This is a genomic window from Mucilaginibacter straminoryzae, from assembly GCF_022953055.1.
GTDB lineage: Bacteria > Bacteroidota > Bacteroidia > Sphingobacteriales > Sphingobacteriaceae > Mucilaginibacter > Mucilaginibacter straminoryzae.
The window spans coordinates 18,357-39,616 of the sequence record NZ_JALJEJ010000010.1; the positions used below are offsets into that span (position 1 = coordinate 18,357).

The 21,260-nt window shown below is 44.5% G+C and carries 17 protein-coding genes and 1 riboswitch; of the genes, 9 read left to right on the forward strand and 8 right to left on the reverse strand.

Annotated features, from left to right (window positions below):
• The first annotated feature begins 438 nt into the window (after positions 1-438).
• Positions 439-729: a hypothetical protein gene (locus MUY27_RS17245; RefSeq protein WP_245132100.1), complete on the forward strand. Its 291-nt coding sequence runs from the start codon at positions 439-441 to the stop codon at positions 727-729.
• Here the strand turns inward: MUY27_RS17245 and MUY27_RS17250 are convergent, their stop codons facing one another.
• From MUY27_RS17250 to MUY27_RS17265, 4 genes are all read right to left on the reverse strand, one after another.
• Positions 730-1,152 carry a secondary thiamine-phosphate synthase enzyme YjbQ gene (locus MUY27_RS17250; protein ID WP_245132101.1) on the reverse strand — a complete coding sequence of 141 codons (423 nt, stop codon included), beginning with the start codon at positions 1,150-1,152 and terminating at the stop codon, positions 730-732. It lies immediately after the preceding gene.
• A gap of 167 nt (positions 1,153-1,319) precedes the next feature.
• Complete coding sequence (locus MUY27_RS17255; protein ID WP_245132103.1) at positions 1,320-2,444, reverse strand: PAS domain-containing sensor histidine kinase; 1,125 nt, start codon at positions 2,442-2,444, stop codon at positions 1,320-1,322.
• A gap of 238 nt (positions 2,445-2,682) precedes the next feature.
• The gene (locus MUY27_RS17260; RefSeq protein WP_245132105.1) at positions 2,683-4,140 is read right to left on the reverse strand and encodes an OmpP1/FadL family transporter; all 1,458 of its coding nucleotides are present in this window, start codon (positions 4,138-4,140) and stop codon (positions 2,683-2,685) included.
• Positions 4,141-4,164: 24 nt separating this feature from the next.
• Positions 4,165-5,013 (reverse strand): hypothetical protein, encoded by an 849-nt coding sequence (locus MUY27_RS17265; RefSeq protein WP_245132107.1) that lies wholly within the window; start codon positions 5,011-5,013, stop codon positions 4,165-4,167.
• A 104-nt stretch (positions 5,014-5,117) separates the two neighbouring features.
• Between MUY27_RS17265 and proS the strand changes: the two genes are divergently transcribed.
• The 6 genes from proS (at position 5,118) to MUY27_RS17295 (ending at position 13,240) form a co-directional block, all read left to right on the forward strand.
• A complete protein-coding gene (proS, locus tag MUY27_RS17270; protein ID WP_245132108.1) occupies positions 5,118-6,590 on the forward strand; it encodes a proline--tRNA ligase in 1,473 nt (490 codons plus the stop codon).
• Positions 6,591-6,686: 96 nt separating this feature from the next.
• On the forward strand, positions 6,687-7,826 hold the full coding sequence (locus tag MUY27_RS17275; RefSeq protein WP_245132110.1) for a cystathionine gamma-synthase: 1,140 nt from the start codon (positions 6,687-6,689) through the stop codon (positions 7,824-7,826).
• Positions 7,827-7,900: 74 nt separating this feature from the next.
• Positions 7,901-8,719, forward strand: a complete 819-nt coding sequence (locus MUY27_RS17280; protein ID WP_245132111.1) for a TIGR02757 family protein — start codon at positions 7,901-7,903, stop codon at positions 8,717-8,719.
• A gap of 96 nt (positions 8,720-8,815) precedes the next feature.
• A complete protein-coding gene (gene mnmE, locus MUY27_RS17285; RefSeq protein ID WP_245132113.1) occupies positions 8,816-10,186 on the forward strand; it encodes a tRNA uridine-5-carboxymethylaminomethyl(34) synthesis GTPase MnmE in 1,371 nt (456 codons plus the stop codon).
• Between the two features lie 232 nt (positions 10,187-10,418).
• On the forward strand, positions 10,419-11,237 hold the full coding sequence (locus MUY27_RS17290) for a Rossmann-fold NAD(P)-binding domain-containing protein (RefSeq protein WP_245132116.1): 819 nt from the start codon (positions 10,419-10,421) through the stop codon (positions 11,235-11,237).
• A 155-nt stretch (positions 11,238-11,392) separates the two neighbouring features.
• Positions 11,393-13,240: a DNA topoisomerase 3 gene (locus tag MUY27_RS17295; RefSeq protein ID WP_245132118.1), complete on the forward strand. Its 1,848-nt coding sequence runs from the start codon at positions 11,393-11,395 to the stop codon at positions 13,238-13,240.
• 135 nt (positions 13,241-13,375) lie between these two features.
• Here MUY27_RS17295 and MUY27_RS17300 read toward each other — a convergent pair whose 3' ends face one another.
• From MUY27_RS17300 to metE, 3 genes are all read right to left on the reverse strand, one after another.
• Positions 13,376-14,464 carry an MFS transporter gene (locus tag MUY27_RS17300; protein WP_420846910.1) on the reverse strand — a complete coding sequence of 363 codons (1,089 nt, stop codon included), beginning with the start codon at positions 14,462-14,464 and terminating at the stop codon, positions 13,376-13,378.
• A gap of 282 nt (positions 14,465-14,746) precedes the next feature.
• The gene (locus MUY27_RS17305; RefSeq protein WP_245132121.1) at positions 14,747-15,682 is read right to left on the reverse strand and encodes a rhodanese-like domain-containing protein; all 936 of its coding nucleotides are present in this window, start codon (positions 15,680-15,682) and stop codon (positions 14,747-14,749) included.
• Positions 15,683-15,937: 255 nt separating this feature from the next.
• Positions 15,938-18,244 (reverse strand): 5-methyltetrahydropteroyltriglutamate--homocysteine S-methyltransferase, encoded by a 2,307-nt coding sequence (gene metE / locus MUY27_RS17310; protein WP_245132124.1) that lies wholly within the window; start codon positions 18,242-18,244, stop codon positions 15,938-15,940.
• Between the two features lie 145 nt (positions 18,245-18,389).
• Positions 18,390-18,587: riboswitch (cobalamin riboswitch) on the reverse strand.
• Positions 18,588-18,740: 153 nt separating this feature from the next.
• Between metE and MUY27_RS17315 the strand changes: the two genes are divergently transcribed.
• Positions 18,741-19,205: an Lrp/AsnC family transcriptional regulator gene (locus tag MUY27_RS17315; RefSeq protein ID WP_245132126.1), complete on the forward strand. Its 465-nt coding sequence runs from the start codon at positions 18,741-18,743 to the stop codon at positions 19,203-19,205.
• A 204-nt stretch (positions 19,206-19,409) separates the two neighbouring features.
• Here MUY27_RS17315 and MUY27_RS17320 read toward each other — a convergent pair whose 3' ends face one another.
• Complete coding sequence (locus MUY27_RS17320) at positions 19,410-19,874, reverse strand: MarR family winged helix-turn-helix transcriptional regulator (RefSeq protein WP_245132128.1); 465 nt, start codon at positions 19,872-19,874, stop codon at positions 19,410-19,412.
• A gap of 209 nt (positions 19,875-20,083) precedes the next feature.
• Here MUY27_RS17320 and MUY27_RS17325 point away from each other — a divergent pair, with 209 nt between their 5' ends.
• Entirely contained in the window at positions 20,084-21,169 is a 1,086-nt protein-coding gene (locus MUY27_RS17325; protein WP_245132130.1) for an efflux RND transporter periplasmic adaptor subunit, read from the forward strand.
• Positions 21,170-21,260: the final 91 nt, after the last annotated feature.

Genomic DNA, 21,260 nt, shown 5'->3' on the forward strand with positions numbered 1-21,260 from the left:
ATTTTGGTGTTATAACATCACACGTATAGACGCATGTTTTTACCTCTCACAAGTGTTAACCCGGCAGGCTTTGCTTTGTTTAGCCAGCCATGTTATTTGCCATGTAATACATATTTTACCAAGTAAAATTACAACTGCGCGAAAGAAAGCACACCATTTGCTACGAAGCTTTAAAAGTGCGTATGAGAAGCCCGGGGTACAGAACCTATATTTACTTATTTATATTACTGATAATTATGCTGATAGGCTGGCGTTATTGCAGCGATCATCAGCAAAATACGCCTTCGGGAAATGCGCCTATCGGCAATGGTAACCACCCGGATCATTAACAAAAGCTTAATGTTCAATTAAATTGATTTTTGTTAACTTAGGGGAAACATTACGTATAAGTACCTGTTTGTTTTAGGGTAACAACTTCGAAACTAAAACGCCCCCGCCATGATACTTTGTGAAACAGAATGGTACAACAACTTTTTATTTGCTGTTGAACCGCAAAAGACCAGTTTTCGTGCGATAGATCCGCTGGAAGATGACGATCTGGGTTTCGATCCCGGTGCAGATGAAGATGATGATGATCTGGATTTTGACCCGGGTGCGGATGAAGAGGACGAAAATTTCGATGACGAGATGAACGACGAGGACGACCTGCACGAAATACGAGTAGGGGATGACCTTGGCGAACCTGACCCGGAAGATGATGATCATCTGCCGGAAGATGATTTTCAATAATTATTCACCCCAAGCTGTCACTACCAGTTTTCTGCTGCCGCCGTAGTCGCGGTGCTCGCACAAATAAATTCCCTGCCAGGTGCCAAGCGCCGGCCTTCCGTTGGTGATGGGGATAGTGACAGATGCACCCAACAGCGATGATTTGAGATGCGCAGGCATATCGTCGGCACCTTCATAATCATGCTGATAGTCCGGGTCGTTTTCACGCACCGCTTTATTAAACCACATTTCAAAATCGAGCCTTACGGTGGGGTCGGCATTTTCATTGATGGTTAGGGAAGCAGAGGTATGCTGTATGAAAACCTGGCAAATACCCGTGTTGATCTGACTTATTTCCGGCAATGCGCGAAGTATCTCTGAAGTGATCAAATGAAATCCTCTTCTTTTTTGCGGTAGTTGAAGATGTGTTTGGAATATTTTCATCGCCGTAAGATACTAACTATTCAAAATAATGCCATTGCAGGTAGGCGCTATCGCGAACTTGTAAAAGTCGTTATCGAGGATGGGTTTGAGCGATGTTGTAACTGTTTTAATCAGGTGAAAATGATCTTTAATCCTCAAACAAAAGATTATTTTATCAACGTAAGCTGCTAGGCTTTAAATGTTATGGCAAAACAAGCCCCTTCATTGATCTTACTATCAAGACTGATTTGCCCGCCCAAAGCAGTAACATGGTTGTAGATGAGATACAGGCCAATTCCCTTGCTGTCCGAATGTTCGGAAAAGCGCTGGTTCAGCCCAAATACCTTGTCTTTTACATTGTCCATGTCAAATCCAATGCCCTCGTCGCGGAAGATCAATTGCTTGCGTTCCCCGTTCAATCGTGTACTAATTTTTATGACCGGCGCAGCATTGGGTTTTGCATATTTAATGGAATTCGTGATCAGGTTTAGCAAGATACTTTCCAGGTAAGTTCGGTTAAAATCTATGTTTTGAAAGGCCGAAAAATCAAGTTGGATCTTCACCCTCATAGTATCTATCAGCGATTGCAGGGATATCAAAACCCTTTCTACAGCATCGTAGAGATTGAGGGATTCCACCTTAATGCCAAACTCTTTTTTCAGGGTGAAGGTGTCCAGGTAATTATCGAGTGTGGATTTTAAGTTAGCTGTTGCATCGCGCAGCATTTGTATAATTTCCAGCGTTTGTTCATCCTCAATCTTAGACGTATCCAGGTAGCTGAAAACAGACAAAAGGTTATTCACCGGTGCCCGAAGATCATGTGAGGTGGTATACGTAAGCTGTTTCAATTCGTTGTTAACATGGGTCAGCGTAGCAATTTGTTCGTTTCGCTGTTCTTCTATCTTCTTTTGAAAGGTAATGTCTTTTGCTACTGCAAAAACCACTTTGTCACTTTCAATGGGCATTGAAGTCCAGCTGAGCCACACTGTCTCGTTGTTTTTGGTAAGGTACCTGTTTTCGAAATTCAGCAACGGAGCATTATTGTAAAGCGACTCTCTCTTGCTTGTGGTAAGATCGCGATCATCCGGATGAACAAAATCGTTAATCGGGCGCGAGAAAAGCTCTTCTGTACTGTAACCTAAAGTTCTGCTTACACTCGGGTTTATCCGTTTAAAATAACCATCATAACCGGCAATGCAAATCAACGCCGGCGATAGTTCAAAGAATTTCTCGAGTTTATCTGCCTGGTTTTCGGCGTTGTTGTTTCCCTGATATTCCTTCATCTCAGCAGGTTGCGAATTGGTTAAATGCACAGTTTTACAGTTAAGTTAGGATAACGTTACGGTTCGGCTAAATTATTAAACTGTCGTGGGAAAATTATGATTTTTGTGTTGAAAGTGAGTAAGTTGTTATTGTTGTTTGAAAGAATAAGCTTATTCTGATTATTGTTGCGTCAGTTAAATTGAAAATTCTAATAGGCTTAAAAACAAGGAAGCCTTTGCAATTGCAAAGGCTTCCTTGTTTTATTATTCGAAAGCTGAGGATCTTTCTTTAGAAACGCAATCCCAGGGTAAGGAATACGTTGTCGTAAGTACTCTTCATCGAAGCGCCATAGTTGGTTGTTAAATCATAAGGTGGATAAACGGTGCTATTATTGGTGATATGGCTGTAAGCCGCATCAATAAAGTAGCTTCCGAAACGGTAACCAATACCTGCGGTTGCAGTATTCATGTTGCCGCTTTCTGATTTCATTGGGTTACCCTGTGTACCGTAACCGCCACGGAAATAAAGCTGATCAAGTTTTAATTCAGCACCTACACGGGCATTAACCACAGAACGGTATAAACGTTTAATGTCGTTATTGTCCTGCTGATCAGTGTCGTAATCCAGGTGGATGCTTGAGTAATCCTGGTATTCCACATCACCTGTTATGAAACCATATTTGCCCAAAAAGAAGGCGATACCACCGGCCAGTTTAAGCGGCGTGCGGAAATTATAGGTATATGGATAATTATCGCCGTTGCTTCCGCTGAAACCGTTGTTTAGCGTAGTTCTTAGACCTTCATTATAATTATCGTCAACCTTGTACCAGGTTGGGGTAGTTAAGCTACCACCGATACGAACAGCCTCAACAGGTTTGTAAATAAAACCCAGTTTTAGGTTTACACCAGTACCGCGTGATTGCTGGTCCTGGCTAAAGGTAGAGTTGTAGGCCCGGTTTGCAGTAGTGGTATTGTTATTTTCGAATACCGAAGCTGTTCCGGTTTCTACAAATGCACTTTGCATATTGTAACGGATGCTCGCGATGCCCATACCTAAACCCAAGTAAAGCTTATTGCTGTAGTTAGTACCTAAAGACAGGTTAATTTCTGATTGACCGCCGGTAGAAACCACATTTCTGCTTTGGCCAACGGTTCCGCTTACTACGTTGCTTTTGTATGCATTGGCGCTATTATAAAAGTCAATCAAATTTTGATCATACGCCCAGCCCGCTAGCCCGCCATTTACCCCAAATTGATTGGCCTGCGCTGCATAGTATTGCGCAATATTGTTTTGGTTATTCTGGCCGTTGTAGTACGTGTTCTGGTAAAAATTATTAGTTCTGGCATAAGCAATACCAAAGTTTAAACTTAACCAGCCCTGGGTTTTGTCTGCACCACGGGCGCTGTTCAGTTTAGAATAGAACAATACCGAAGCATTGTTCAAGTTCAACGCGCTTTTATTGGCCGTATTAGCACTACCGAAGTAACCGGCGTTTACATTAGAGCCATTATACTCTGGCGTGATGCTTAACTCAGAGTGGGTAAAGAAACCTGTCCCCGCAGGGTTACCGCTGATGGAGCTCAGATCCCCGCCGATGGCTGTACCCGCGTTTCCGATACCTTTAATACGTGCTGTTGAGCCTGTGTTGAAGGAAGAGAACCTTACGGCATCCTGCGCATACTGCGCATAAGTTGTTTGGGCCGCTGCTACTATAGCTGCGGTAGCAAGTAAATGTCTTATATTCATTAATGATAGGCTTTTGTCAAAAAATTATGGTCTTCCCGGACGAGCACCGCCACCGCCGCTGCTGCTACCGCTACTACTGCTGCCACCACCGCTATAGCTTGGCGCAGAATTAGTACTTCTTGGCGATGGCTGCGGCTGATAGGTTGGGTAATCATTCCTTGCTGGGCGTGAAGGTCTGCTTTGGCCATAGTTACCATTGTTACCGCCATAGCCGTTTGTTTGCGTACGGCCAGAGTTCACACTTCTACCCGGATAGTACCCGCTGTTAGGGTAAGCGCCGTTGTATCCAATATTGCCTGTACCACGGGTAGCAAACGCGCCATTAGGTGTGCCTGATCCGCGGTATGGACGAGGTGTACCACGGTAGCCATTTCCATAGGCAGAATAAACGCCCCAGAACGGATAGCCACCACCATAACCTACACCCCAGTAGGAGTAAGGCGAATAATAACCATAGCCATAAGGGCTGTAGCCATACCCGTAATATGGGCTTCCCCAGCCGTAGCTTAAGCCGAAACCTAAACCAAACCCGCTGTAGGCATAACCATTCCAGCCGTAATTATAGGCTGCCGAGTATGGTGAATAGCCGTAATAGTAATCGTCGTAAAAATTAAATGGCGAGTAATAGCTGAAGCGATTGATGCGCGATGCGTAGCTGTCATAGTAGTAGTAATCGTCATCGGTGTAGTTATTGTACACATCCTGACGGTAACCTGGCGCTTGCGCTGTATACACCGGCTCATCGCCTGCCTTGGCCTTGGTGTAATACACATCATCATCTGCTACCGCAGTTGATGCCATTTTCTGAGTGGAACATGAAGCCAGTGCCAGGGCAGAAAGCAGCACTGCAGCCCCGATTATATTGCGTTTCATTTTCTGAGAAGTTTAAAGTTCAAGTTCATATAAAGGTTTAAATTTATAAATTTGACGGCAAAACTACGTATTTCAATAGTCAAATTTCATTCCACAATATATTTATGAGCAAGGGGATCATTAGTAAAGACGAAGATTATTCACAATGGTTTAATGAGTTAGTAATAAAAGCTGATTTAGCTGAATATTCCCCCGTGAGAGGCTGTATGATAATTAAGCCTTACGGCTACTCAATCTGGGAAAAAATGCAGACCGTTTTAGACAAAATGTTTAAAGATACCGGCCATAGCAATGCTTACTTCCCGTTGTTCATACCAAAATCTTTTTTTTCAAAAGAAGCCAGCCACGTAGATGGTTTTGCTAAAGAATGTGCAGTTGTTACTCACTACAGGTTGAAAAACGATGGTGAAGGTAATATTATTGTTGATGAAGAAGCAAAATTAGAAGAAGAACTGATTGTTCGCCCAACTTCTGAAACCATCATCTGGAATACTTACAAAGGCTGGATCCAGTCATACCGCGATTTGCCTATCCTGGTTAACCAATGGGCCAACGTTGTACGCTGGGAAATGCGCACCAGGTTGTTCTTGCGTACCAGCGAATTTTTATGGCAGGAAGGCCATACCGCGCACGCTACTTCAGAAGAGGCGATTGCAGAAGCAGAGCAAATGCTGGAAGTTTATGCAGATTTTGTGGAGAACTGGCTGGCTGTACCGGTTGTGAAAGGCCGTAAAACCCCTAGTGAGCGTTTTGCAGGTGCTTTGGATACTTATTGTATTGAGGCGCTGATGCAGGATGGTAAAGCCTTACAAGCTGGTACATCGCACTTTTTAGGTCAGAACTTTGCGAAGGCGTTCGACGTTAAATTTTCTGATAAAGAGAATAAGCAGGATTATGTTTGGGCTACCTCGTGGGGCGTTTCTACTCGCCTGATGGGCGCGCTGATCATGTCCCACTCTGATGATGCCGGTTTAGTGCTCCCTCCAAAATTAGCGCCGATCCAGGTGGTGGTTGTGCCGATCTACAAGCACCAGGAAGAACTGGATAATATCCGCAATTATGTAAACAGTTTAAGCGCAGAGTTAAAGGCAAAAGGCATCAGCATCAAATTTGACGACCGCGACACGCAACGCCCGGGCTTTAAATTTGCCGAGTATGAGCTGAAAGGTGTGCCGCTTCGTGTAGCTATCGGTAGCCGCGATATGCAGAACGGAACTGTAGAACTGGCTCGTCGGGATACCAAAACCAAAGAGACGACAACGCAGGAAGGACTTGCAGCTAAAATTGAAGGCTTGCTGGAAGAAATTCAGCAGAATATTTTTGATAAGGCGTTCAAATTCAGGGAAGAAAACATTACCAAGGTTGACGACTATGAAGAGTTTAAACGTCTGCTGGACGAGAAACCAGGCTTTATTGCTGCCCACTGGGATGGAACGCCGGAAACAGAGCAGCGCATTAAAGACGAAACCAAGGCTACTATACGTTGTATACCATTGAATAACCCACAGGAAGAAGGTAAGTGTATCTTAACTGGTAGACCGTCTAAAGAGCGGGTATTATTCGCGAGGGCGTATTAAGTAGCCCCACCTAAATCCTCCCCGGTAGGGAGGACTTTGATATAATGAAATTTACTAGCCCCTCTCTACCGGAGAGGGGTTGGGGAGAGGCATTGAATGAAATTCGCAACTAAAGCTATACATGCTGGTCAGCATCCTGACCCATCTACCGGTGCAGTAATGACACCGATTTACCAAACGTCAACCTATTGGCAAAAAGCGCCTGGAGATAACCAGGGTTACGAGTATTCGCGTGGTACCAACCCAACCCGTAAGGCGCTGGAAGACTGTCTGGCGGCGTTGGAAAATGCAAAATTTGGTCTTGCTTTCTCGAGCGGTATGGGGGCAACGGATGCCGTAATGAAGTTGCTGAAGCCCGGCGACGAAGTGATTACCGGGAACGACCTTTACGGCGGCTCTTACCGTATCTTCACCAAAATATTTGCTAACTACGGTATTAAGTTTCACTTTTTAAACCTGCACGATCCGGAGATTATTAACGAATACGTTAATGAAAATACCAAAATGGTTTGGATTGAAACGCCGACCAACCCTACTATGCAGGTGGTTGATATTGCAGCCATTTCTAAAATAGTAAAGGCCAAGAACCTAATGCTGGTGGTAGATAATACCTTCGCATCGCCATACCTGCAAAACCCAATTGATTTTGGTGCTGATATCGTCATGCATTCGGTTACTAAGTATATCGGTGGTCACTCAGATGTGGTAATGGGTGCCTTAATGATGAACGACGAAGACCTGTACAAGCGTCTTTGGTTTATCTACAATTCTTGTGGTGCCACACCCGGCCCAATGGATAGCTTTTTTGTTTTGCGCGGGATAAAAACGCTGCACCTGCGCATGAAAGCACATTGCGAGAACGGTAGGGCAGTGGCAGAATTTTTAAAAGATCACCCCAAAGTAGAACGTATTTTCTGGCCTGGTTTCACAGATCATCCTAACCACCACATTGCGGCTAATCAAATGCGTGATTTCGGCGGAATGATCTCTATCGTATTAAAGGGAGCAGACCTGCAGGAGACCTTCCGGATCGCTTCAAACTTTAAAGTTTTCACGCTGGCAGAATCATTAGGAGGGGTAGAATCGCTGATTAACCACCCGGCTACCATGACGCATGCTTCTATACCAAAAGAAACCCGCGAAGCAGCAGGTGTGGTAGATAACCTGTTACGCTTAAGCGTAGGGGTAGAGGATATCGAGGATCTGTTGGAAGACCTAAAGAACGCATTGAGCTAATATAGAATCAAGAGCCAGGATTTGGTTAAGGATAGTGTCTTGTTTCTTGGCTCTTGATTCTTGTTTCTAACATTATGGTACACGATCTCAAGGCCTTTCTCGATGCTAAAGTTGCGCAATACAACCGCCCGGAGTTTATCGAGAATGACCCCATAGTTATCCCGCATAGCTTCGCTCAAAAGCAGGATATCGAGATTATGGGTTTTTGGGCGGCAATTTTAGCCTGGGGACAGCGCGTAACGATCATCAAAAAATGCCGTGAACTGATTAACCTGATGGATGGTGCGCCTTATGATTTTATCATCAACCATCAGGAACATGATTTGAAAAAGCTGCTGAATTTTAAGCACCGCACTTTTAACGACATCGATACACTTTACTTTATTACCTTTTTCAGACATCATTACGAAAGGTTCGACAGCCTGGAAGATGCCTTTTTACCCACTAACTCTCTTAAGGGAGAAAAGGAGGACATGATAACTCCGTCTTTAAGGGGGTGGGGGGTAGAGGCTTCGCTTAATCACTTTAGAAGCTATTTTTTCTCCTTGCCGGATTATCCGCACCGAACTAAAAAGCATATTTCTTCGCCCTCACAAAAATCCACCTGTAAACGTCTGAATATGTTTCTCCGCTGGATGGTTCGTAAAGACAACTGCGGAGTCGACTTTGGGATATGGAACAGAATGAGTCCGGCTGATCTGGTTTGTCCCTGTGACCTGCATGTGGATCGGGTAGCAAGAAACTTAAAATTGATTACCCGTAAACAAACAGATTGGCAAACCGCAGTTGAATTGACAACTCATTTGAAAGAATTCGATCCGGCCGACCCGATAAAGTATGATTTCGCCCTGTTTGGTTTGGGGATAGAAGAGAAGTTTGGCTTTGGGTTGTAACGATAAATTAGTGGCCTGATTCCATAGATCATCGTCCCTTCCTAAAAAAGAAATGCCGTTGACATAGGTTGTCTGAATAATGCCGAACTTTGCCGCGTGATATATCAGACCAACGATACGATTGTTGCTTTAGCAACCCCTAACGGTATTGGCGCTATTGGCGTAATCCGCCTGTCTGGCCCTGAGGCAGTAACCATTGCGCAAAAGATTTTTAAAGGAAAGGATCTTACCCGTCAGGCCTCGCATACCATACACTTTGGCCGGATCGCCGACGGAGATGTGATTCTTGACGAGGTGCTGGTTTCGTTGTTTTTTGCGCCACATTCGTATACCAAAGAAAACGTGGTAGAGCTTTCTTGCCACGGTTCGGCATTTATTATTGAATCGGTGATCAAATTGCTGATTAAAAATGGTGCCCGCGCCGCCCAGCCGGGCGAGTTTACCCTACGGGCTTTCCTTAACGGGCAACTGGATCTTTCGCAGGCAGAGGCTGTTGCCGACCTGATCGCTTCTAATTCAAAAGCTTCTCAGCAAGCGGCAATGCAGCAATTGCGGGGCGGCTTTAGCAATCAATTAAATGCCCTTCGCGAACAGCTGGTCAACTTTGCTTCGTTGATCGAACTCGAACTTGATTTTTCTGAAGAAGATGTAGAGTTTGCCAATCGCGACCAATTAAAGCAGCTGATTTTAACTATTCTTGGTGTTCTTAGTCGCTTGATAGAATCCTTTGAGTTGGGGAACGCCATTAAACAAGGAATTAATACAGTTATTGCCGGCCGGCCAAATGCCGGAAAATCGACATTGCTGAATGCGCTGTTAAATGAGGAAAGGGCGATCGTTAGCCACATCGCTGGTACAACGCGCGATACCATTGAGGAGGTATTGAATATCAACGGTGTTAATTTCCGGTTGATAGATACTGCGGGGATACGCGAAGCGACAGACACCATCGAAGCCATTGGCGTTCAAAAGACGATGGAGAAAATCAGTCAGTCGGCTTTGTTGATTTATGTTTTTGATGCCTCCGAAATTTCAATTGCCGATTTGAATACTGATTTAGAAAGCCTGAAAAAACCCGGCGTACCAATGTTGGTAGTGGCGAATAAGATTGATCTGTTGGATCCAGAACAGATCGCGGCGTTACCAAATACAGAAAGTACGTTGTTCATCTCTGCCAAACAAAAAGAACGTATAGAAGAGCTAAAGCATAAGATCTATCATACCGCAATTAAAGGCCAACTGGCAGGTAACGAGATCATGGTTACCAACATCCGGCATTTGGAAGCCCTTCAAAAAACAGAAGAGGCACTAAGCAGGGTGCTGAACGGTATTGACAACCCTATCACCTCAGATTTTCTGGCGATCGACATTAAACAAGCATTACACTACCTCGGCGAAATAACAGGCAGCGTGACCACCGACGACCTTCTGGAGAACATATTTTCTAAGTTCTGTATCGGTAAGTAATCAAGCTTTTTCTATTATGAAAATGGCCAACACTTTAAGCATAACAATCGTTACTGCATTGGAAGTTCGCTTCAAAGACTTATATTTTGATTTCGAATTTCAAAGCATCTCCGCTAAGAAAAGACAGTAAAGTTAAACTGTTAACAGCGACGGATACTTTTATAATGTATCGGGAAAGTAGTTGGTGCAAAGGCATTTCGTACATTAGCACGTTAATACTCCGGTGGTAATTATGAAAAGAGTAGTGAGCATCTTAGGCTGCGGATGGTACGGACTAGCTTTAGCGAAGTCATTGCTGGTTCAAGGCGATGTTGTGAAGGGTTCGGTAACCAAAACTGAAAAGCTAAATCTTCTGAGTGAGTACGGTATTCAACCATTTCTTGTTGATCTCCAAAAAATAAGTGAAACCCCGAAGGCTGATCCTTTCTTCGATTGTGACATACTCGTCATCGCCTGTAATGTTAACCTGGCGAAGAGACCAAACTATCTTTTAGAAATAGAAGGCTTAATACAACAGGTAAGAACCTCGCTCATAAAGAAAGTTCTTTTTATTAGCTCGATCAGTATTTACGGAGAGCCCGGAACGGTAGTGGATGAACAAAGTTTACCGCAACCGAATACCGAATCTGCCCGTTTATTATCGGCTGCAGAAGCATTGTTTTTAGCAGAGACCCGGTTTGAGGTGACTATATTACGGTTTGGGGGCCTTGTTGGACCTGGTCGTATGCCGGGGCGTTTTCTTTCGGGTAAAAAGCAAATTCCAAATGGGCTGGCGCCTGTGAATCTTATCCACCTGAAGGATTGTGTCGGCTTGACGGAAGCGGTTATAAATTCGAAAGCGCATATCCCGATACTGAATGGCGTATCTCCGGCGCATCCTACAAGAAACTATTTTTATTGCCTGGCTGCAGCAGTTGAAAAACTTCCTGCGCCGGAATTTATCCTGGAGAAAAACGATTGGAAAGAAGTTAATAGCCGATACGGCACCAACTTTTACCAATACCAAATTACGGATTGGAAAAATTGGTTATTAAACCCTCAGCTCGATTAAAAAGTAGCTTCAACAGGTTCCGCAGCTTTTAGATGTAAACCTAAGGTTGACTTCAAAGCGTTCCTTCGTATCCCAAGTTTCCACAAGGGTTGGCCGCTCCCGCAGGATTCCCTATTTTCGCAGCCCTAATAACAGGAGCCCAGTAGTATATTTCAATGAAAGTCATTATTGCAGAAAAGCCCTCCGTGGCCCGTGAAATTGCCAAAGTATTTGGGGCGAATACAAAACGGGAGGGCTATATCGAGGGAAAAGGCTATACGTTTACCTGGGCTTTCGGTCATCTGCTGCAATTGGCGCCACCACAGGAATATGGGTATTACCGTTGGAGTGTCCAAAACCTGCCGATGCTTCCCCAAAAGTTTAAGCTCTGTATTCGCAAGGTTAGCAGTAAGGAGGGTGTGGTAGACGATCCGGCTGCAAAAAAGCAATTGGATGTTATCAAGAAATTGTTTGACGAAGCTACGGAGATTATTGTGGCGACGGATGCCGGGCGGGAAGGCGAACTGATTTTCCGGTATATTTATTACTACTTGAAATGTAAGAAACCGTTTAAGCGGCTCTGGATCTCCTCGCAAACTGATGAAGCTATTAAAGAAGGTTTTCGTAATTTGAAGCCAGGCGGCGATTATGACACACTTTTTAATTCCGCGCATTGCCGCTCACAATCGGATTGGCTGGTTGGTATGAATGCGACGCAGGCGCTGAGCCTTGCCTCCTGTACCCGGTCTGTTCTTTCTTTAGGCAGGGTGCAAACACCGACACTGGCCATGATCTGTGCCCGTTACTTAGAAAATAAAAATTTCGTTCCGGAACTGTATTACCAGGTCGCTATACAAGTTGACAAAGATGGACAACTGTTCCGTGCGATCTCTGTCAAAAGTTATAAAAACCGGGCAGAAGCGGAGCAGGTGCTGGAGCGGGTAGAAGACGTTGCTGCCGGATTTGCAAATGGGGGAAATATCCTGAGTGTAGAGGCCAAACCCCGTAAAGAGCCGCCTCCACTATTACATGATTTGAGCAGTTTGCAGCAGGAGGCGAATAAACGAAAGGGCTTTACGGCCGACCAGACCCTGGGAATTTTGCAGCATCTGTATGAGAATAAACTGGTGACTTACCCCCGTACCGGTAGCCGCTACATCGGCGATGATGTTTTTGCCACCGTTCCGCAGTTGATCGCCGGTTTTACCGGTCATGCCTTGTTTGGCAAACAGGCAACGATCCTGACAGAAAGCAAATTAAACAAACGCAGTGTGAACGCGAAAAAAGTGACGGATCACCATGCGATTTTACCGACAGGTGAACGTGCTTATACGCTTTCCACCGATCAGCAGGCCATCTACGACATGGTGGTCGGCAGGATGCTGGAGGCATTCCACGGGGAGTGTGTGAAAGAGATCACGAAGATCACAGTTAAATCCGGCGAGGATTTTACGGCAAGCGGTACCGTAGTAGCCGTACCTGGCTGGCGCGCGGTATTTAATGACAAGGACGAAGAAAAAAAAGACGAGGAGAATGCAGCCTTGCCCAAAGTAGTGAAGGGTGAAAACCTGCCGATAACAAACAAAGCAGTATTGGATAAGCAAACCAAGCCAAAAGCATTGTACAATGAAGCTTCGTTATTAAAAGCCCTGGAGACGGCAGGTAAAGAAATTGAAGACGATGAGTTGCGCTATGCCATGAAAGACAGTGGCTTAGGTACACCCGCAACCAGGGCTTCTATAATTGAGACGCTCATCAAACGTAATTATATCATTCGTGAAAAAAAGAACCTGGTACCTACCGCCACGGGGCTGTCTGTTTATGGTGTTGTAAAAGATCAGCAGATCGCCCAAGCAGAACTAACCGGTAGTTGGGAAAAACGATTAGAGGAAATACGCTCCGGTGCCTCAGTGGCTGCCTTTCAGCAGGAGATCCAGAATTATACCCGTTCTATTACCAGTGAGATGCTTAGGGCGGGGGAAGTGCTCAGGCAGAAAAGTAAGGAGCCTGCAGGAAAGCATTGACCGCAGTGGTTCCTGCTATTTATTTTTCGTCGTCTTCATCTCTGGAGCATTATCAGACATTCATAGACGTTTTGAAATTTAATCCTGTCTGCCCCAAGATTTAATGTATGGATGAAACAAGCTACTCCTTGATACTTAATTGGCCGGTTGTCGGTTCAGATTAAAAAGTAGTAGCATCACAATCAGAGAGCACGCGATAAAGACCAAGTAACTATAGCTGAGATGAGCCATGTTTTTAGCCGGGATAGCGGCTACTACAAGATAAGTGAGCAGCGAAAGGATCACATAGACCAGTCCGCCTGTCAGTCCGCCTGACATGCCTGCATTTTTGGGAAAACGACCCAGGCAATAGGCGAAGTAATTATTATAAGTGAATCCCGCGCCGACATGGATCAGGAACGCGAAAAACACCATGACATAAATGTTCGCAAAATAATAACTGCTTAGGATCATCAAAGCCACTACCATGAGCTGTAGTATAACACTCACCAGTAATTTGCTGAAAAAAGGACGGTTGATCAGCGCGCGTCCGATAAATCCGCCCAGCATCCAGGCCAGGCCCAGGATGAGTGAGCAATAGCCGGCAATCACCGGTGTCAGCTCAAAGTGGTGCTCAATAATAAATGGGCCGGTCATGTTATACATGATCACCATGGAATAGGCAAAGCAGAGCATGAGGATGCCGAGACTAAAGGTGGTCGTCTTAATCATCTCCACATAGAGCCCTGCAATGGTCTTTAGCTTAAATTCGGTGCGGTGACGGATCGTTTCACCGCTGTAAAGGTATTCCAGCACGGCGATCACTGCAGCCAGGCCGGCAAGAAACAAGAAGTTGGACTGCCAGCCAAAATAATGCTGGAAATAGCCACCCAGGAAAGGCGCCACGATAGGCCCGGCCGACCAGATGATGGTAAACATACTCAAGTAATGCTGTAGCCGATCACCCTCATAAACATCTACAAAATAAGCGCGTTTAGCGATCACAATAATCGCTACCGTGATGCCCTGGACGATCCGCAGGACATAGATCATGTAGATATTCGGGATAACAGCGATCAGGACGCTTGCAGCGATAAATACCAGCAATGAAATAAAGCTGAGCCGGTAACGTCCATACGCATCCAGCACACTGCCTAAGAAGAGTTGCGAAACGCCGTAGCTGACCAAAAACAACGTAAGGGTCAACTGCACCTGTAAACTCGTGGCGTGTAAGTCGCTGCCCATGCTGGGTAGAGAGGGGATGTATATATCGGTCGCGAAACCGGATAAAGGTAATAAAGCAAAGGCCAGGATTGTAGGTATCCGCTGATCTTTGTGATTGAAAACAGGTTGCATGATGCGGCAAAAGTACACATCCATGAGACGCTCATGGTCGGGTGAAAGTCAGAAAAAGGGGCAAAAGAAAAGGGGTAGAGCGATTGCGAAAGTTTCAGCATGCTCCAGATCAATTGATGCATTCCATCGCCTTTGTACCTAATGCCTAATCAACTGACTGATGATCTGGGTTTAATTCTGGTTGAATGCTATTTTTCCGCCGGCTTTAGCCCACTCATCAAGCCCTCCTAATAGCGGTCGTATTCGTTTTAAGCCTGTTTTTTGCAATTTTTTTGCATACTTGGCTGCTGTAATCTCATTAGGACAAGAACAATAGATAACTATCTCTTCATGGGCAGAATAAAGATTAGCGATTTCATTTAAATTACTATCACTTACGTGTATTGAACCGGGAATGAACCCGTTTCGTATCCGCTGGTCTGCCGGCCGTGCGTCAAAAATTACAGGGCCTGACGTTTCCTGTATCAACACAAGCAGGTCATTGACCGTCACGCGATCATTTTTAAATTGGTGGATAAGGAGGTACCGTTGCAACCATTTCGTAAACAGGTAGATAGCGAAGGAGATAATAACGATTAAAATACCAAGTTTACCGAATTGGGTTAGTGTAGCTATTAAGCTGCTGATCTGGAAACGAAATAAAACGCCTAAACCAATAGCCGCTATACTATAAATCATCCCTGCAATCAATGAGAAAGCTATGAATGAAAATATTGGCATTGCATAAACACCAGCCACTACCGGGGCTAATGTAGAAAGCCCGGGAATGAATTTGACAACTGTTAAGGCAGGCGGACCATAACGGTTAAAAATGTCTCCGCTGCTTTTAACGCATGAGTCAGGCGAAAGCGAGATCCTGCACAATTTTCCCAGAATACCCGTGCCTATTCTTTTACCTAAAAAATATAAAGTAATGTCTCCGATTAAAGATCCGGACGTAGCGGTTAGTGTGAGTGAAATGATATGAATGCTATCAATAGGGGTAACGGCTGCCGTAACAATAAGAATCGCAAATGCCGGAATGGGTAAGCCTACGCTCTGCAAAAGCGTAATAAGGAAGATGATCCCTAGTCCGTATGCTTGCACCAGTTCAATTAGTGTACTCATTGATGAAGGCTACCATGGTGCAAAAATAAAGGATCGATAATCAAGGCGTTCCTTAAAGTTTAATTTTTACGTTAGGATGCTTTTTAGTAGCCCGTTATTTTTAATAGTTAGTATACCGCCGTACAATGAAAATGATGATCATTTTACTACTGCTACTGGTCTGTATGCAACCAGTATAACTATTCATTGGTCTCTTTTATGTCAGAAAAACACTGCGGGTGTCTGCCCGCAGTGTCAAAATCATTTTTAGGATGTTTAGCTAACGCCTTCCAAACTGATCTTTTCGCGTGCCTCCCTGGCGGCTGCCACCATGTTTTCGATGGCGGCTTTCGTTTCCGGCCATTTACGGGTTTTTAGTCCGCAGTCCGGGTTTACCCATAGGTTCTGCGCCGGAAGCAAGTCTGCTGCTTTGGTCAATAAGGATACCATCTCCGCGGTGGTGGGTACGCGCGGCGAGTGAATATCATATACTCCCGGGCCGATCTCGTTCGGGTATTCAAAATGTGCAAAGGCATGCAACAGCTCCATTTGCGAGCGGGAGGTTTCAATGGTAATCACATCGGCGTCCATCGCGGCAATGTTCTCTATAATGTTATTGAACTCGCTGTAGCACATGTGGGTATGGATCTGGGTTTTATCCTGCACGCCACCGGCGGTTACGCGGAATGCTTTTACCGCCCAATTCAAATAATGCGGGTGCTTGGCCTTACGTAATGGCAAACCTTCTCTGATCGCAGCCTCATCGATCTGGATTATACCGATGCCTGCTTTTTCCAAAGCCACCACTTCATCACGAATGGCTAAGGCAATTTGGTTAGTTGTAACATCTCGCGGTTGGTCATCGCGAACGAAAGACCATTGCAGAATGGTTACCGGGCCGGTCAGCATGCCTTTCATCGGCTTGTTGGTTTGCTTTGCGGCGAAAGTGATCCAACGCAAGGTCATATCTGCGGGACGGCTTACGTCACCGAAGATCACCGGCGGCTTTACACAACGGCTGCCATAGCTTTGTACCCAACCGTTCCTGGTGAAAAGGAAGCCATCCAGTTGTTCACCGAAATACTCTACCATGTCGTTACGCTCGAATTCACCATGTACCAGTACGTCCAGGCCGGTTTCTTCCTGCCATCTGATGACGTCGATGGTGGCTTTTTCTATTGCTTGCTCATACTGCTCCAGTGTCAGGTCGCCCTTTTTGAATTTTGCGCGTAAAGCCCGGATGTCTTCTGTTTGTGGGAATGAACCGATAGTTGTTGTGGGAAATGATGGTAAATTAAAACGTTCGCGATGCAGTTTCTGGCGTACATGGAAGACACTTTTGCGTGTGGCGTATTCTTCCGTGATTGCGGCAACGCGGTGTTTCACTTCCTGTTTATGTACCTTAGTTGAATTACGCCGGCTTTCAATAGCTGCTTTGTTGATCGCTAGCAGTTTGTTATTGCCTTCAACGATCTGCTTTAGTTCGGCAACCTCGTTTAATTTCTGTTTGGCAAATGCCATCCAGTTTTTGATTTCCGGGTCGATGGCTGTTTCACCATCTAGATCGAGGGGGCTATGCAATAAAGAGCAAGACGGTGCAATTATTACGCGGTTATTACCTAATTTCCCGGCTGCTTTGTTGACCAGGGCAAGGGACTTTTCATAATCATTCTTCCACACGTTACGTCCGTCCACCACACCTAATGATAGGGTCAGGTTAGTTGGAAATAAAGCCAGTACTTCATCCAGTTGCTCCGGTGCACGTACCAAGTCGATGTGCAGGCCGGCTACCGGCAAGCCTATAGCCAGATGTGTATTATCCAAAAGACTTTCAAAATAGGTAGCTACCAGTAATTTCACGCCGCTCACGCGGTTAACGATGGCCCTGTAAGCAAAATCAAACGCTTCTTTTTCTTTTTTAGAAAGGTCAAGCGCCAATGTTGGTTCATCCAGTTGTATCCAGGTGGCGCCTTGCTGTTTCAGGCGGTTAATGATTTCAACATATACAGGTACCAGTTGTTTTACAAGGTCGATACGCTCAAAACCCTCCTCTTTTTCTTTACCCATCAACAGGTAGCTTACCGGGCCAACCAGCACGGGTTTTGCTTTTTCGCCAAGCAGTTGTTTGGCAGCATTATACTCGGCAAATACTTTTTCAGAAAATAATCGGAACTCCTGTTTGGCCGTAAATTCAGGTACGATATAGTGGTAGTTGGTATCCAGCCATTTAGTCATTTCCATTGCAGTAATATCCAGGCCGTCTTTCTGATAGCCGCGAGCCATGGCGAAATACAGGTCGATCTCGCAGTTGCCTTTCACATCCGATAGTACGGGAGCGTAGCGCTTAGGGATAACGCCCAGCATCAGGCTCATATCCAGTACCTGGTCATAAAAGCTAAAGTCATTGCAGGGGATTAAGTCGATACCTGCATCCAGTTGGGTCTGCCAGTTTTCTTGTTTGATCTTTTGTGCGACCTGGTTCAGTTCCTTCAGATCGATCTTGCCTGCCCAATAGCTTTCACAGGCTCTTTTTAATTGTCTTTGACCACCAATGCGCGGGTAGCCGAGGTTTTGCGTTAGCATTTCTTTAGTGATTTTGATGAAAAAATGATTAAATGCTTGCGACAAGCTTGCTAACGTAAAGCAGAAAGGGCACACTGAGGCAGGAAGGCGTTAGACGCCATAGGGGTTACATCAGATCAGACCTGTTGCTTTATTACGCGAAAGCATTGTCTATCCGTAAAGAGGCAGGTATCCTGACTTGTAACATTCCTGCCGTCCTTCCCATTCTTTTTATAAACAGTGGACATCATCGGCAGAAACCTTGAGTGTTACTTACAGTTGCGCGACAGTTCGTGATTTACACACGATTCCCTTTTAATTTCTCGTCAGCGTTGACGGAAAAACCATTTACGGTTTGATAATTACTCAAATAATTTATTCGGAACAAATTTATAGATTAAGGTTTAATCACTTGCATCGATGCTGTTTTTTAGTGTAAAAAAATATATTTGATGACTTCGAAAGAAAAATCAACTTTGTAAACTTGTTTTGAACCCTTTCAAAAGTGTATTATTCCATGGCTGAGCTACTTGATCCTATAGATCTGCAATTATTGCGCTTATTAAGCGAGAATTCCAATATTTCTACCAAAGACCTGGCTGCAAAGGTCAATCTGTCACCATCGCCGGTATTTGAGCGCTTAAAAAGATTGGAGGCCGGTGGCTTTATTAAAAAATATATTGCAGTGCTGGATGCGGAGAAATTGAATTATGGCCTGATTGTTTTTTGTAACATCAAGCTGAAGCAACACGATAGGAGCATCGGAAGTGCATTTGTAAGCGACGTTATGCAGTTGAATGAGGTGGTTGAATGTTATAATATTTCCGGCGATTATGATTTCCTGCTGAAAGTATATGCTAAGGATATGAAACACTACCAGGACTTTGTTTTCAATAAATTAGGTTCTGTAAAAAGCATCGGCAGTACGCACAGTACTTTCGTGATGTGCGAGAATAAAAATACGCACAATATTAACCTGTAGTCACACGAGGGGATCCAAGCAAATGTATCTCTTTACTTATTTAGAGACGGAAGATATGGCGTGGAAACTGCAAGATGCTGAAACGTAAAATAACTTAAACGTTTCTATAAGTTAAAATTTGAGAGCGATTTGAACAGGCGATCTGTACTTTAGAGAAGCCAATCACTTCAACTGAATATTTAAGCGCTTTAAGGGGATCACATATTAATGATTGTGAATATCGTGGTACGCAATCAGCTTGAGCAAAGTTTCTATCGTGGTTTTATATTTTTTCTCACCGGCCATTTCAATGTAGCCGTTTATTAAACCATCGAATTTGTTAATGGCATCTGCCTGAAACTGTTTACCCTTTTCTGTAAGGTAAAGCATAGAAGAACGCCGGTCTGTTTTACTTTTTTTAGCTGTAACTAAACCACATGAAATCAGTCCCTTCACTATCCTGCTGGCTCCCTGCTTGGTAACGCCCATTCTTGCAGCCAGTTCGTTATTAGAAATGCCGGAAACATCAATATTCATAAAAAAGGGCATATACGTAATGTGAAATTCAGGTTCGCGTAGCGTATTCACATTTTTTTCCCCCCATTCATCAAGGGATCTTTTAAAGATGTAAAGTATCCTGAAAATATTATTTTCCTGCTTCCCTTTAAAATCCGCATTGTTGTAATCCATATCCAAAAGTAATTTTTTTAAAGGTTACCGCACTACTGCCGCTCGCTATTGAAGCAAAAGCAAACAAATATCATGTAACGACAATCGCTGTTTCAACTTGTCATTAAGTTGTAAATATAGTCAACAGTGATGACCTTATTGGTAAACAGTGTTTACTTTTGAAAAGTATTCTAAACGATTATTATTTCAACATCAAATTAAACACTGTCATGTATTCACTTAGCAGAATAAGAAAAACCGCTGTGCCGACAACAGCGATCACCATAGCCGTTCTTGCACTGTATACCTGCGGGGGGCATCCCGGGCAGGGGCCGGGCGGTTTTCCCGGGGCGATGGGTCCGCAAGAGCCTCAACCTTACCCGGTTTTTACGGCAACCACGCATACCGCAACGTTAAATACAGATTATCCGGCAACTTTACAGGGCGAACAAAACATCGACATCCGTCCGAAAATAGACGGCTTTGTGGAAAAGATCTATATTGATGAGGGGGCAACCGTTAAAAAAGGACAGCTGCTTTTCACAATCAGCGCCCCACAATACCAACATGACGTTAACAATGCAGCAGCAGCGGTTAACAGCGCAAAGGCAGATCTGAATAGCGCTCAATTACAAGTAGAAAAAACCAAACCACTTGTAGACAAAGGCATTATCAGTAATTACGAACTGCAATCAGACGAAGATAATCTGCAAATCAAAAAGGCCGCCTTGGTACAGGCACAGGCAACTTTGGCAACAGCAAAAACAAACCTGGCTTATACCATGATCACCAGCCCGGTGAATGGTGTCGCAGGAACAATTCCGTACAAAATCGGTAGCCTGGTAAGCAGTACCAGTACACAACCGTTAACTACCATATCCAATATCGGAAAGGTATATGCTTATTTCTCGCTGAATGAAAAGCAGCTGCTTGATTTCAGCCGCAACATAAAAGGCAATACTATGGCCGAAAAACTGGGTAATACGCCCGCTGTAGCGCTAATCCTTTCAGACGGCAGCAGCTACCCGGAAAAAGGGAGGTTAGAAACCGTAAGCGGATTACTAAATACAGAAACAGGATCTGCCAGTTTCAGAGCGGGTTTCGCCAACCCTTCCGGCTTATTGCATAGTGGCAGCAGTGCATTGGTTAGGATACCTCAATTGGTAAAAGATGCCGTTCTGATCCCTCAAAAATCTGTATATGAGCTGCAGGGCAAGCACTTTGTTTATGTGGTTGGCGCAGATAATGCTGTAAAAAGTACAGAGGTTACCGTAATGGACCTCACAGCCGGCCAGTTTTATGTAGTAAACATCTAATTAACAGCCACTTAAGTCGGGCTCGATCAGAAAGTGTTTCCGCTATTGAAGAATTCGAAAAGTTCTCGGCGATAATGTTCGGCGCAAGTTT